The sequence below is a fragment of the Pontibacter mangrovi genome (genome assembly GCF_006385705.1).
Lineage (GTDB): Bacteria > Bacteroidota > Bacteroidia > Cytophagales > Hymenobacteraceae > Pontibacter > Pontibacter mangrovi.
On the sequence record NZ_VFRQ01000002.1, the window covers coordinates 406,393 to 420,490 of the forward strand.

At 54.9% G+C, this 14,098-nt stretch carries 7 protein-coding genes; 1 reads left to right on the forward strand and 6 read right to left on the reverse strand.

The features are described from left to right. Positions 1-384 precede the first annotated feature (384 nt). Positions 385-846, forward strand: coding sequence for an Hsp20/alpha crystallin family protein (locus FJM65_RS05360; RefSeq protein WP_140620191.1), 462 nt, complete (start codon positions 385-387; stop codon positions 844-846). A 74-nt stretch (positions 847-920) separates the two neighbouring features. Here FJM65_RS05360 and FJM65_RS05365 read toward each other — a convergent pair whose 3' ends face one another. The 6 genes from FJM65_RS05365 to FJM65_RS05390 all read right to left on the reverse strand — a co-directional run bounded on the left by FJM65_RS05365 (position 921) and on the right by FJM65_RS05390 (position 14,057). Continuing rightward, the gene (locus FJM65_RS05365; protein ID WP_140620193.1) at positions 921-3,068 is read right to left on the reverse strand and encodes an IPT/TIG domain-containing protein; all 2,148 of its coding nucleotides are present in this window, start codon (positions 3,066-3,068) and stop codon (positions 921-923) included. A gap of 199 nt (positions 3,069-3,267) precedes the next feature. Further along, a complete protein-coding gene (locus FJM65_RS05370; protein ID WP_140620195.1) occupies positions 3,268-5,244 on the reverse strand; it encodes a M56 family metallopeptidase in 1,977 nt (658 codons plus the stop codon). Beyond that, entirely contained in the window at positions 5,241-5,633 is a 393-nt protein-coding gene (locus FJM65_RS05375; protein ID WP_140620197.1) for a BlaI/MecI/CopY family transcriptional regulator, read from the reverse strand. The genes FJM65_RS05370 and FJM65_RS05375 overlap by 4 nt, the downstream gene beginning before the upstream one ends. A 438-nt stretch (positions 5,634-6,071) precedes the next feature. Further along, entirely contained in the window at positions 6,072-8,066 is a 1,995-nt protein-coding gene (locus FJM65_RS05380) for an OmpA family protein (protein ID WP_239022836.1), read from the reverse strand. Positions 8,067-8,083: 17 nt separating this feature from the next. Continuing rightward, on the reverse strand, positions 8,084-9,052 hold the full coding sequence (locus tag FJM65_RS05385) for a PorP/SprF family type IX secretion system membrane protein (protein ID WP_239022837.1): 969 nt from the start codon (positions 9,050-9,052) through the stop codon (positions 8,084-8,086). Between the two features lie 4 nt (positions 9,053-9,056). Continuing rightward, positions 9,057-14,057 carry an ice-binding family protein gene (locus FJM65_RS05390; protein ID WP_140620200.1) on the reverse strand — a complete coding sequence of 1,667 codons (5,001 nt, stop codon included), beginning with the start codon at positions 14,055-14,057 and terminating at the stop codon, positions 9,057-9,059. Positions 14,058-14,098: the final 41 nt, after the last annotated feature.

Here is a 14,098-nt window from a genome sequence, read left to right on the forward strand (position 1 = left end):
TGTTACAAAAGGCTGTTCAAATACCTTGTGTTATAGCGCCCGGCTTGCCAATTTTGCATATAGAGTAACGCCTTCCAAGCTAGAACAACCTTAATTACTCTACAAACCCTATCTGGCTGTGTGCCGTTTTACCTTCCTTGTGAAGCCAAAATGTTAGCCAACTGCCACTTAAAGGCAGGCCCTGTACGGCTCCCCAACTGTATAAGGCCTGCCTTTTACTTTCCCAGTTTATACTTCTGAGCCAAGCCGCCAAGGCATCAAATATTCGGCTAAACCCACAACAGCCTGTTTCCGCTATCGTAAATTATAGTGACCAAACAAGTATGGATAGGATTAATCTATCTGCACTAAAGATGTATAACTTATAAAAAGGAGGAACAACCTATGGCAAACTTAATGAGAACAAACGGAGGAGCCCCGGTGCGCTCTGTTTTTTCTGATTTCTTCAGCGATGTGGACCGCTTTTTCGAAAACGACTTCTGGGGTATGCCTTCCCGCATGGGGCGCCAGATGATGGCCAACGTGCCGGCCACCAACATCCGCGAGAACGAGAAGGAATATAGTATAGAGGTGGCCGCACCAGGCATGAAGAAGGATGACTTCAACATTGAGGTAAACGAAGGTATGCTCACCATCAGCTCGCAGCGGGAAGAGGAGAAAAAGGATGAGCAGGAGAACTTTACGCGGCGCGAGTATAACTACAGCTCCTTCAGTAGGTCTTTCCGCCTGCCAGAGTCTGTAAAGCAAGAGAACATCAAAGCCCGCTACCAGGATGGGGTGCTGCACGTGTCAGTGCCCAAGAGCAAAGAGAAGGAGCGGGCAAACCGTCGCATCAACATTGAGTAACTAAAACAGGAAAAGCGAAAGAGGCCGCAGCGGTAACGTTATATCCGCTGCGGCCTCTTTCGCTCTTTATACTTTTACAGCCTCAGGATGCGCTCTGTTCCGCTTTTGTTGCTTTCCTCCCACTTTAGCAGGTACATGCCGGAAGGCAAGTCGCCGAGGTCAAGTACATAGTCGCTGCTGCCGCTGCTAAACTCCAGTTCATAGTTGCGCACCAGCTGCCCTTTGGTGTTGTAGAGCTTTGCCTGCATGGTGGTTCTGCGGCTAACCAGGTAACTGACCGTCAGCTGTGTATCATCCCCGCCTACCGGGTTCGGGTAATAGCGAAACACCTGCAAATCGGATGGGTTTACCACAACCACCCGCGGCGAGTAACTCAAATCGCCGCCCCGGTAAACTACTTCCAAACGATAGTATGACTGGCCCCGCAGCGGGTTGTTATCGGCATAAGCATACTCCAGGTCCTGGCCGTTTCCAGGCCCTTCGGCTGGCACGGTTGCCACATCCTCCCACTCAATCCCATCGTGGCTGCGTTGCACCACAAAATCCGCTATGTTTTCTTCGCCGCGCGTAACCCAGTTTACCTGCACCGTGCTGGTGTTCGAGAACCGCGCCTCCAGCGTCAGGATCTCCGGCGCCAGGTCGCACTCAGAGGAGCTGCTCGGCACCATGGGCTCTGGCATGCGGCAGCGGTAATCATCCAGCGTGGCGCCTTGTGCCACGCTGTTGGCCATCACCAGGTTGGCTCCCTCTATGTCCAGCGGGCTCAGGTCGCGCTCCAACTGGGCATACTCTATGGCATAAAACATAACCGCCCGGGAGATGTTAACGTGTCCCAACTGGTGCGCGTGGCCCAGCTCGTGCAGCATCACCGTTTCAAAGTCGAACTGCTCCGGATTAGGGCCGCCGGGGCCATACTGCCATTGTATAGCATTGTTGATCTCCATGTCGAACTCCGTTACCCAGAAAATGGTGTCGGTTTCGTTGCCGCAGCCCTGGTAGCGGCTAATGGTACGCGCCAGCACCGACTCGCCTACCACCGACTGAGAGGCAAAGCGGATAACGGAGGCTTTGTCTTCTTTGGAAGCATCTATACTTGTTGGCCCGCCCAGCACCCAGTTTATACCCGATACGCATACCCAGCTGTTAACCGCGCGCCGGAAGCCTTCTTTCGCCGCCAGGCGATCATCCATACTCTCGGCAAAAAGTATGGAATAGCCGCCCTCTCCGTTCGGGCCCGTCAGGATGGGCTTAAAAGCCTCTCCCTCAAACCCAATGTTGGAGTAAGCATACGTTATCTGCAGCGATGTGGCAGAAATTGTAGATTCGCCGCTATCGTTGGTGACACGGATGGGGCCTGCGCCCGGCGTACCCTCGTCTTCCGACACCGAAGGGATGTACATGGTGATGCGCCTGTCGGACCAGGAGATGTACTCGGAGGCCAGCGGCTTTATGTAGGTTTGCCCGCCGTCGTCGGCGTTCAGGAACTCTACAGAGCCGTTGCCACGGCTGCTGCCAAAGCCCGTGCCATTAATGGTAAGTATGGCGCCTGTGCCAGCGCTGCCCGTAGTTGGCGTAAAAGACGTGATCAACGGCACCGCGGCAACACCCTGCTCCCGCTTTTGCCCTTCCTGCACTGCCGTAGCCTGCAGTTTCTGGTTAGCGGCCACTACCCTAAACTTGCGGCCGGTCCGCTCCGTCACGCGGTTATACAGCTCCTGCACGCTGGGATAGGTATCAAACACGCCGTGCGCGGTTTTTCGCTGCGTATCGTACTGCACAAAACCCTGCTCGCTGCCATAGGCGCGGGCACTTAGGGGCATGTTACCCGGAGAGCGCTGCACCAGCTGCTGCTGGGCCAGGAAAAACATGCCTTGCTGGCCCGGGCGCAGCTTCAGGGCTGTGGAGAAAACGTGTTTTTGCAGGCCAACTGTGCCGCCCTCGGTTATCACCTCTATCTCCTCCGCCTGCACCTCGCCTTTAAACGACTTGTATACTTTAATGATGTTGGAAGTATAGATGTTCTCATGCCGCGCATCCCAAAACGACTCCTGCCGCACTACCTCCCCCTCTACCACGTATGCTGCCTGCTGCACCCGCTCCTGCAGCGGAATCGGTATCATGTGGGGATTGCCTGAAGCAAGCACGTGTGAAGAAACAAGGGTGAGAAGCAGCAGGAGCACGGCACGCATACTTGCCGGCACAAAGGCATACAGGTTAACCATGGAAAATGTATGGGTGTAGGTGATACAACAAAAGTTTGCTTAGCCACAGGGCGGGCTTTGCATACTTACGCAATTTACTGCATTCAGGGATATGTTCCGCTACCTTAAAGTATAGCTTCTCAGCATTTTAAAAAAGACAAAGCCTACCTTTTCTGCATCAAAGGTAGGCTTTATTATGAAATTTGCATATTGCCGGCGGCTACTCTGTGCGGGGCTGCAGCCACTTTTTATACTTGTCGTACACCTGCTGCGGCTGCTTTTTGCCGTTGATGAACAGCTCGCCGTTGTTAATCTGGATGCTCAGGTTGCTGCTCTCGCTCTCTATCAGGCCGTCTTTCACCAGCGCCTCCTTTAGCTGCCGCAGGTTCTCGGCCTGCTCCTGGCGGCGTGCGTCCATTTCGGCCCTGCGGGCGTCCATCTCGGCTCGCTGCGAGTCCATCTTTTGCCTGTGAAGCTCCATTTCTGCTCGTTTGGCTTCCATGCGCGCCCTCATTTCTGCGGCTCTTTCTGTGTTTCTGATCATGGCATCGTTCTGTCGGAGGCTGTCCTGCACTATACGTCTTACCACGATTTTCTGTTCAAACTTATCCATGGCCTGCTCCACCTCCTGCTCATAGCGCTCCATCTCTTGCTCATACTTTTTCATCTCGCGCTCATAAGCCTTCTGCTCTTTTTTGCTGGCTCCTGCTGGTGGGGCAGGTGGGGCTGGGGGTGCAGGTGGCATTGGGTGCGCGGCGGGCATTGGAGCCATCGGCGGCAGGGGAGGCACAGGCGGCACAGGTGGCGGTGGGCTGTGTCTGTCTCCTTCGCGCTGAGCCCTGGCCACGGCCGCTTTTTCTTCCCGCAGGCGTACCGCCACCTCCTGCCTGCTGGCTTTCGGGGCGTTTTCTGTTGCCTGCAGGCGCTGGTCTATCAGGTTTTTATACTGATCCTGGTCACGCTTCGGGATTCGTTTTCCGTCTACATAAAGCTCTTTTACTTTTCCTTTCTTGTTTGTGATTACCACCACATCATGGCTTCTGCCTGTCGAGTCCTGGGCAGTATAGCTTTTGGCTTCGGATGCGTCCTCCTCCATACTTGCCTCCTCCAGAGTCGCCACCTCAGGGCTTTCTGCAAGCTTTTCATACTTTGTTTCCTCCAGCGGCTGTCGTTCGGCCACCGCCCCATACGACACAGCCAACAATCCTGCTACCAATACTAGCCCGGCAAAAAAGCTTTCTGCAAAGTTTGGTTTGAGCGGGTGGCCCACCAGCCGTTTTACACGCTTTATCAGCGAGCCGCGCTTACCAGAAAGTGCCATGGCCATTCCTGTCGCTGCCGGCATCCGCATGGCCTCTAACTCGGTCAGGGCATGGGCGTAGGTTAGGGTGTCGCCGCACAGGGCCACGGCTATGTCATCGCAGCAGTGCTCGCGCTCTGCACGCACCACCCCCGACACCCACCACATGGCCGGATGGTAAAAGTATAAGATGTCCACCACCGACTGCAGCAGGTTTACCAGGTAGTCTTTGCGGAGGATGTGCGCCAGTTCGTGGGCAAGTATGGCCTCTACCTGCGCCGCTGTTAAGCCCGTAACCGCCCCGATCGGCAGCAGGATAATCGGTTTTGCCACGCCTATGGCCATTGGCACCCGCACCAGCGCCGACTCCACCAATTGTACCCCGCGCTGCACTCCCAGCCTTCTGCGCAACACGTCCAGTTTCTGCTGCCACTGCTCTGCTACGGCTGTTGCTTTGTAATGCCGCAGGCGCTGCGTATAGGCCAATCCGCCTATAAACCTAACCACCATCAGCGACAGGCCCAGCAACCATAAAGTTACCAACAGCGGCAGGTGCTGCTCAAAGTATACTTGCAAGGCACCCATAGGATCAGCCCAAAAAGGAGAGGCAGCTACCACAGCTGGCGCGTCCACGGCACCTGCATCAGAAATGCCGGCCGCTGCCGCACCACGCTCCTGTAAGCTAAAGTAGGCAAACGTAAAACCTGAGAGCGCCAGTTGTATCAGCATGGCTGCAGTGCCTACTGTATAGCGCAATTTGGCGCTTTGCTTGTGCAGCAGCACCAATACCACACTTAGGAGCAGGGCCACCAGGGCACCTTGCCACAAGGCGTGCAGCAGGGTCCAGCCAAGGGCATTCACCAGCCCTTCCGGCATCAGCTTTTCTATCAGGTTCATTTTGTTCCTCCTTCCAGTTTATCTAGTAAGTTTCTTATCTCGTCGAGTTCCTCTTTTGAGGTGCGGCTGTTGCCGAGGGCCTGCATCACCAGCTTGCTGGCCGAGCCCCGAAAGGCGGTGTCCAGAAAGCGGGAGAGCAGCTGCTGCTGCGTGTCTTCCTCCTGCAGCACCGGGCTAAAGATGTGCGAGCGGCTGGACTTGTCTGCCTGCAGCATGCCTTTCTCTGTCATCAGCTGCATAATCTTTAAGGTAGTGGTGTAGCCTGCTTCTTTGCTCTTGGTTAGCTCGTCGTGCACAAAGCGCACGGTGCTGGGGCCATACTGCCACAGCACTTGCAGTATCTCCAGCTCGGCTTCGGTTGGTTTGGGTGTATTGAGGTGTAGTGTCATACGTTACTGCAGGTTATACTTACGGTTTGTTCTACTACAATTATATACGAATAGTTTCGTATTACAAATTCTTTTTACGAATTTTTTCGTACTTATTTATAAATAGCTTCTCTGACCCTTGTTAGATGTGTTTGCAAAGGAAGCTTTATACTAATCTTGATTGATGAATGCGCATGGATTGGTCCCACAGTTTATTAACAGTCTAAAACCTACCCCTAAGAGCTGCGCTCGCTAGCTTAAAACTCTCGTTTTGGCTAGTCCAGAGGAGGGGAAGCAGCCTGTAAATCTGTAAAAGGCACTGCGCACAAACTAACTGATATCGGTATAAAAGAGTAGTTTGAAGGTAAGGCTGTACTGCCTGCAGCCTCCATACAAAAAAAGCGGGCGACAGGGTATTCCCTGTCGCCCGCCTGGCTGTAAGCTTTAACTGGTTTGTGCCTATTGCAGGATCTTAAATTCGGTGCGGCGGTTTTGCTGGTGCTGCTCCTCTGTGCAGGACACGCCGTCATCACACTTGTTGATCAGCCTCGACTCACCATATCCTTTGGCCACCAGCCTGTTGCGGTCTATTCCTTTGGATACGAGGTAATCTACTGCCGACTGCGCCCGCAGCTGCGACAACACCTGGTTATACTCGTCAGTCTGACGGCTGTCGGTGTGGGAGCTAAGCTCTATTCTGATGCTCGGGTTGTCCTGCAGCATGCGCACCAGCTTATTCAGCTCTTTGGCGGCGGCAGGCTTAATGTCGAACTTATCCAGGTCGTAGTAAATGTTCTCGACCAGCACCGGCACGTTTGGCGTGTCGCGCACAAACACCAGCTCTACCTGCACCGTGTCGGTTTTGTAGAGGCACTCCGGCGTAAAGGTTACCGATTGCGTGAGATAACCGTCCTTGCTGCCTTTTATGATATACTTTGTGCCCGCCACAATCGGGAAGCTGAAGTTGCCATTCTCATCCGAGGTCTGCTCTTCGTACTCTTCGCTGCCGTCGGTGTATAGCTGCAGGGTAGCACCCACTATAGGCTCTTTAACGGTTTGCACAGCGCCCTCCTTAGAGGTTCTCTCCACGGTTTTGCCTATGCCTACTAACACGCACGGCACGGTATACTCTTCAAACGTCAGGATATCATCAAAGCCATTCTCTGAGAAACGGCTGGAGGAAAGCATGCCCTTGGTGCCGGAGCTATCCACCTGGATACCGAAGTCGTCCTGCGACGTGTTGATCGGGTGCTTCATGTTTTCCACTGCTGTCCAGGACCGGTGCTTCCCGATTGCTTTAAAGATATCCAGGCCGCCCATGCCCATGTGCCCGTCCGATGAAAAGTACAGGTTGCCGTCATCGCCCAGGCTTGCAAAGCTCTCGCGGCCGCTGGTGTTTATAACTGGCCCGGCATTTATGGGTTGGCCCCAGGAGCCGTCAGGCTGGCGCTCACTGTAGTACACGTCTGTTTCCCCGAACCCTCCCGGCATATCCGACACAAAGTATAGCACTTTGCCATCCTGCGTGATGGCCGGGTGGCCGATAGAGAACTCGTCGGTATTGTTATACTTGAACTCCTCTACTTTCTTCTCCCACTTCTTGCCGTTATACGTAGCCATGTAAATGCCGTGGCGGTTGGTATGGGTACCGTTATCGCTGCCCTTAAACCAGCTGGTAGGGTCGGAGTTGTTGCCGGAAGCGGCTCTTTTCTTCACCACGCGCGTGCGGGTAAAGTATAGCGTCTGCTCTTTTTCCAGGTAATCGGCGGGGCCATTGTGGTAAGAGGTGTTGATGGAAGACGGCAGCGGCTCCGGGTTGGTCCAGGTGCTGTCCGTCTGCTTCATGGCAAAGTACATCTGGATATAGCCATTGCCGGTCCAGTTGTTGCGGTCCGTCTGGCGCTTGTTGTTTGCCTCCAGCCTATCCGACGAGAAGAACAGACCGTCCTTTGTCCGCACCGGGCTAAAATCCGCCCCCTCCGAGTTTACCGCCTCCAGCTGCTCAATCTCATACGGCTTTGGGTATGTCATCCATTTCAAAGCCGTGTCGCAGGAGGCAGCCATGCGCATTGCCAGCTCACGCTGCGCCGGCACCTTCTCGCTATACTCCTGGAAAAGCTGCTTGGCCTTTGCGTAGTTGGCATTTCGCTTTGCCGACTCGGCGTAGAGGTAAATGTTGGCAGGGTCTGCGTTGGGGAAGGCGATGGCCTGGGCGTACCAGAACTCAGCCTCTTTGCTGTTATTCAGGATACGGTAGCTGTCGGCAATACGCTGCACTACCTGCAGGCTAGGCTCCTCTTTCTCCAGTACCTTCTTGTAAGCATCCAGCGCCAGGCTGAACTCAAAGTTGTTAAAGTACTTGTCAGCTTGTTTCATGTCCTGTGCCAGCACAGGAAAGATACCACTGGCAGCCATACAGAGCAGCACCAGGGCAAGGGTAAATGTACGCTTCATAATAAGGGCGGTGTAATCTATAGGTTTCTTGGTGTCAGGATGCGGCCATACTTCTTCTTCAGGAAGTAGTACCCCACCGATACTTCGTGGCTTGAGTAATCTCTCAGTTTGTTGAGGCTAATATCGTAAGAATATCCGATTCGCAGCTTTTTTGTGGCATAAACTTGTGCGATTAAGGCAATCGCGTTTCGCTTGTCCAGCTGCTTCATCTGCTGGTTCGTGAACATAGGCACCGCCGTGCGGTAGGAGGCTCCTAACCATAAGCGGTTGTACAGCAGCACAAAGGCGTTCACGTCTACAGCGGTAGGGCTTCTGAAGTCCTCTTTTATCAGGATGCTGGGTTTCAGGCGCACATTCCGGTTAATGTCGAACACGTAGCCGCTGGAAAGGAAATAGTGGCGGCGTGGCGTGGCAATATCAGTCTTGCTGTCTTTAAAGGGAATGAGGTTGGCAATGGAAAGACCTGCATAGTAGCGCTCGGTGTTAAAGAAGGCTCCTATCTTTAAGTCTGGCAGCACCTGCGACACGCGCCCTTCAGGTATGGCCTGGTCAGGCATTTCGGTACCTGGGTTTAGCTTGGTGCCGTCCAGCACATACTGCGATGCGCCTGCGGCAACGCCCAGGGCTAGGTCGGCGTAGCGGTTGAGCCGGATACGGGTAGAGAGGGCACCGTAAACAGCGGTCTGGCTCTGCGCCCCGATCTCGTCGTTGACCAGGTGCAGGCCCCATCCAAGGCTTCTGTTGCCCGTCGGCCCGTCCACGCTAAACGTCTGCGAGGTAGGCGCACCTTCCAGGCCGGTCCATTGGGTGCGGTAGGTACCGTTAATCGTCAATATCTCTTTGCTGCCTGCATAAGCAGGGTTTACCACCAGCTCATTAAAGATATACTGGCTATACTGCGGAGCCTGCTGGGCAAAAGCTGCCGGGGCAAGCACTATGCCTACCAACACAAGTAGTTTCTGTATTGCCTTCACGTTCGTTTTCATCTCCTTATCTTACTAGCATTACATAGCCTTTATACAGCTTGTCCTGACCGTCGCAGAGCTTCACGCGCACCACGTAGAAGTATGTTCCCTCACTCAGGTTGTCGCCGCTCCAGTTGTTCTTGTAGGACTTGCTGTGGTATACCTCATTGCCCCACCGGTTGATGATCGTTACTTCATTATCAGCATAGTTCTCAATGTTGCTGATCTCCCACAGGTCGTGCGTACCGTCGCCGTTCGGCGAGAACACGTTCGGGAATTTCAAATCGCTGTTGGCTCTGGTTGGCACAGGCGTGATATAAAGCGGCTCGTCTGTACATCCGCCGTTGCCTACCGTTAAGGAGATATCGCCGTTGCCTATGCCTGGGGTCACCGTGATCTTCGGCGTACCCTGCCCGGTTGTAATGGTCCAGCCTCCCGGCACTTGCCAGTTATACTCGGAAGCTCCCGGCACCGGGTCCACCTCATAGCTCAGGCCAACGCATGGTGTGCTGGTATCTTTGATTTCGGTGGCTCCTTCTGATGGCATGGCCGCCACATCCAGCGCAGACGGCTCCGTAGCCCCGCAGCCGTTGACACCTGTCACTGTGATCGTGCCTATGCCCTCGCCGGCCAACACAGTAATTGTTGGGGTCCCGTCGCCATCTAAAATCTCCCAGCCTTCCGGAACGCTCCAGTCATAGGTTGTGCCGCTGCTTGGGTTCTCAATAGTATAAGTAGTTGTGGAGCCGGCACAAATGCCCGCGCCCCCCACAATGGCACCGGGAGCCACAGGTATGGCCGGCGACGGCGTAACCTTAAGCTCGGCTGTGCCGCTGGTTTGGCAGCTATTTTTAGCGGTTACCATGATTTTGCCCCCGTTGCCATTGGTAAGCACCTCTATGGTAGCTGTTCCGTCTCCGGAAACGATAGTCCAGCCTTCTGGCAGTTGCCAGATGTAAGTATCCACATTGCCATCGGCACTGGCTGTAACGCTGTAGGTGGTGGTTTCGCCCTGACACGGGCTCAGGGAGCCAAGTGAGATTTCAGGCGTAAGCGGTGTGGTTTGCGCCATTACGCTCAGGCTAGTGCTTCCTTCGCTTCCGCAGGCATTTTTAACCGTCACGGTTACTTGCCCTGTCCCTGTTCCGGCTGTTACAGTAATGCTGGAGGTACCGTCACCGTCTTCAATCTTCCAGCCTTCCGGCACGGCCCAATTATAAGACACGGCACCTGCTACCGGGCTGATGCTGTAAACCAGTCCCTCTGTCTTCTCGCAGAAAGTTGTGGACGGACCTGTAATGGCTCCTGGTGTAACGGGGGTATCGTCAGAGGCAGTTACAGGCAGTACGGTCTCGCCGCTGCTGTCGCAGCTGTTACGGGCTACTACTGACACCTGCCCTACGTTACCTGTACTTGTGCCAACCTGCACTTCTATACTTGTAGTACCCTGCCCGTTGAGGATTTCCCAACCTGTTGGCACCTGCCAGAAGTAAGAGGAGGCATTGTCTACCGGCTCTATGCTATAGGTAAACACACTGCTAGTACACACCAAAGGCTCTCCTTCGATAGGGCCAGGCGTAACCGGCGGCCCCGTGTTTAGCTGTACCTCACGCGAAACCTGGCCACCGTCGCCGCACCCGTTTTTGCTGGTTACGGAAATGGCGCCGGCAGTGGTACCTACCTGCACCACAATGCGTGCGGTACCCTCTCCGGATATGAAAGACCAACCTTGCGGGAGATTCCAAATATAGGACGATGCCCCGTTTACCTCTTCTACATAGAAGGTGGCCTGGTTGCCGGCGCAGACATCCAGGTCGCCAAGTATGGCTAGCGGTGCTGCCGGCGGTGCAGTGCTTGGGCTTACATCCAGCACCTGCTCGCCACCCGGGCCGCAACCATTTTCTGCCGATACTCTTACCTTGCCACCAGTCCCGTTGGTACTAACGGTAACGGAGGTGCCGTTGTCCTCCACTACGCTCCAGTTCTCCGGGAAGTACCAGTTATACTTGTAGGCCGTTTCCACGGCGTCAATGCTGAAAGTGTAAATGTCGCCGGCACAAGGCACTGTCTCGCCTGTAATGGGCCCTGGCATGGCAGGCGCCTCACTTGTCATGATGGTTGTAAGCTGGGTTTCGCCGGTCACGCCGCAGGCGTTAATGGCTTTCACACTGATCACGGTAGGCTCTGAGCCGGCATTTACCACAATTTTGGTAGTGCCCTGGCCAGACACTATTTCCCAATCATTGTCCTTGCCTACAGACCACTCATAAGAAGAGGCAAAGGCTACAGGCTCAATAGAAAACTCCAGGCCTTGCTCCCCTACGCAGACAGACGGCGGCCCTGTTATTTGCCCCGGTTGGTCTGGCGGCGACGGCACCACGGTTACGTCCAGTGTGGCATCGGTACCGGTACCGCAGTCGTTTTGGCCTGTTACGGTTACGACGCCAGCCACTGAGCCGGCCGTTACGGTTATGCTTGCCGTTCCAAGGCCATCGGTAATTGCCCATCCCTCCGGCACATTCCAGTCATAATAGTTTACGCCAACAATAGGATCGACCTTGTATACATAGCCCGCACTGCCTTCGCAGACCTCGGTTGGGCCGGTTATAGGCGCTGGGGCAGCCGGAGGGGCCGTTTGCGGCACAACATCCAGCGTGCTGATCGCGCCGTTGCCACAGCCGTTCACTGCGACAACGGTTATGTTGCCGCTAGTAGAGCCTACCAATACCTCAATGGCAGAAGATCCCTGGCCTGATAAAATTTCCCAGCCGCCGTCTTTCGGCACCTCCCAGAAGTATGAATTCGCCCCGGCAACTTCCTCTATACTATAGTTAGCCGTATTTCCCACGCAGCCATACTTTCCGCCCGCTATAGGGCCGAGCTGCTGCGGCACATCCTCGGTAGGTATAACGGTCAGGGTACTCGCGTCGCTCTTGCCGCAGTCGTTCCATGCTACTACTGATATCTCGCCGCCGTTGGCTTTGGCGTTCACCACGATCTTGTTCGTGTTTTCGCCGCTCACGATCACCCAGCCTTCCGGCAGGCTCCACTCGTACCACAACGCAGTAGGCACTTCCTCTACAGCGTACTCCAGGCCGGTTTGGTCTATACAAGTATAAATATCGCCCTGGATTGGCCCGGGGGCAGGGCTGGGAGAGGTAACCGGCTCTACAAGCTTAGAGAAGGGCTCACTGACGCCGCAGCCGTTCTTTGCCCGCACCGTGATTTCTCCGGCCGTCGTGCCGACTTTTATCATTACGTTTCGCGTGCCGTTGCCCGACACAACGCTCCAGCCTCCACCCGTTGGAACTTCCCATATATACTCTACCGCTGTTGGCACCTCATCTACCTCGTAAGGCACCACGGCATCCACGCAGCCCTGCTGGGTGCCGGTAATGCTGGTAGGGGCGTCTGGCGTCGCGTCATCTACTTGGGTATACTTTGTCTGCGGGTCGCTGTCGCCGCAGGCGTTGGAGGCGATAACGGTAACCGTGCCGCTGTTGTCGCCCGGGTTCACCACCACTTCTGTCAGATTTTCGCCCGTCATGGAGGTTCCCTCGCCTGAGGCAAAGGTCCATCCGTTTGGAATCACCCAGGTATAGGAGGAGGCGTTTGCCACGGGTGCGATGCTGTAGGTGACACCTGCAGTGCCCCGGCAGATAGCATCCGGGCCTGTAACAGACTCCGGCATTTCCGGCACATCGGCTTGTATCGCCACATCAAGTGTTCTGGCTGGGCCTTTGCCACAGCTGTTCTCGGCGGTTACGGTTACGCTGAAGTTGCTGATGTCATCGGTGCCCACCACCACGTCAATAGAAAGCGATTCTCCGGGAACGCCGTTCTGGATGTAGTCAAGGCCGTCGGTTACGCTCCAGTAGTACTTGGTAGCGCCGTCCACAGCCTCAATATAGTAGCGGTACGTGCCGTTTTTACAGACTTCCGTGTTTCCAAAGATCTCCCCTGTCTCGGAGAGAAGCACGCAAAAGCCTACGACCGCCGTGTTGTTTGAACGGATCTCATCTACGCCGCGCCAAGACACCTGGGCCGAGCTGGAGAGCAGGCCTGCCTGGTTTGTCTTGGCCTGTATCGTCAGCACGACCTCTTCCCCGTACTCCAGCCTAGAGATAATGAGGTTACCGGACTCCAGGGTGGTTCTGTCGGGAAGCGAAGAGCTCTGCGACTGAATCTCACCAACTAACTGCCCCAGCGGCACTGTTACGCGCTCGGCGTTAACGGGCCCCAGGTTCTGCACCGTAATGGTATAGGTAACGATCCCCCCGAAGGCGTAGGTATCCTTATCGGTAGTGATGGTTATGCTGAGGTCGGCCGGGTGGGTGAGGGTGTTTCTGTTAAACTGTATAGTGCCGGTTGTGGTGGGTGCTGCCAGCCGCCCTTGTAGCTGAGCGGCATCGTTCATCACGATATTGCCTTTTGAAAAAATATTGCCCCTGGCCACGCCGGAGCTCTCCACCAGCACGTTGCCATCCACCACCCAGTACACATTTATACCGGCAGCAGTGCCTAGCATCTCATACTCTTTTACTTTGCCAATGGTAAGGTTGCCTGTTATGTGGATGATGAAGACCGCGCCTTTTTGGGTGCCGCCGTCAAACTTAAGTATGGCATCGTTGCCCAAAGTGGCGTCGCCGTTAATGACATGAACACCGGGGGTAATGGTGGCGCCATCCAGAACTCCGCTGGGGAGCGTGCTGGTTACAGGCAGGCTGGTCATGTAGTTCATCGCCGCCAAGGCATCTTTTGCAGCCTGAATGGCGGGCTCCTCGTTTCTATGCACACCCCGCACAGCCACACCTTCGCCATTCGGCGTAAAACCGGTTAAGTTGCCGTTGCTTACGCCTACCTTGCCCTGCACAACGGTTTTGCCGGTGTTGGTAACTGCTTGCGATGCAATAGCCCCAAACTCGTACATAGCGCCAAGCGTTGGTGCCTGTTGGGCCATGGCACCAACGGACATCATGCAAAAGCATACCAGCAAGAGTATGACTTTTTCTAACCAGCTTCTCATTCAGTCAACGGTAAAGATTCTTTATATACTTCTTCGGTTTT

Coding starts and splice junctions, on each gene's coding strand:
- FJM65_RS05360 (WP_140620191.1), top strand. CDS start 385: ATGGCAAACTTAATGAGAACAAACGGAGGAGCCCCGGTGCGCTCTGTT.
- FJM65_RS05365 (WP_140620193.1), bottom strand. CDS start 3,068: ATGGTTAACCTGTATGCCTTTGTGCCGGCAAGTATGCGTGCCGTGCTC.
- FJM65_RS05370 (WP_140620195.1), bottom strand. CDS start 5,244: ATGAACCTGATAGAAAAGCTGATGCCGGAAGGGCTGGTGAATGCCCTT.
- FJM65_RS05375 (WP_140620197.1), bottom strand. CDS start 5,633: ATGACACTACACCTCAATACACCCAAACCAACCGAAGCCGAGCTGGAG.
- FJM65_RS05380 (WP_239022836.1), bottom strand. CDS start 8,066: ATGAAGCGTACATTTACCCTTGCCCTGGTGCTGCTCTGTATGGCTGCC.
- FJM65_RS05385 (WP_239022837.1), bottom strand. CDS start 9,052: ATGAAAACGAACGTGAAGGCAATACAGAAACTACTTGTGTTGGTAGGC.
- FJM65_RS05390 (WP_140620200.1), bottom strand. CDS start 14,057: ATGAGAAGCTGGTTAGAAAAAGTCATACTCTTGCTGGTATGCTTTTGC.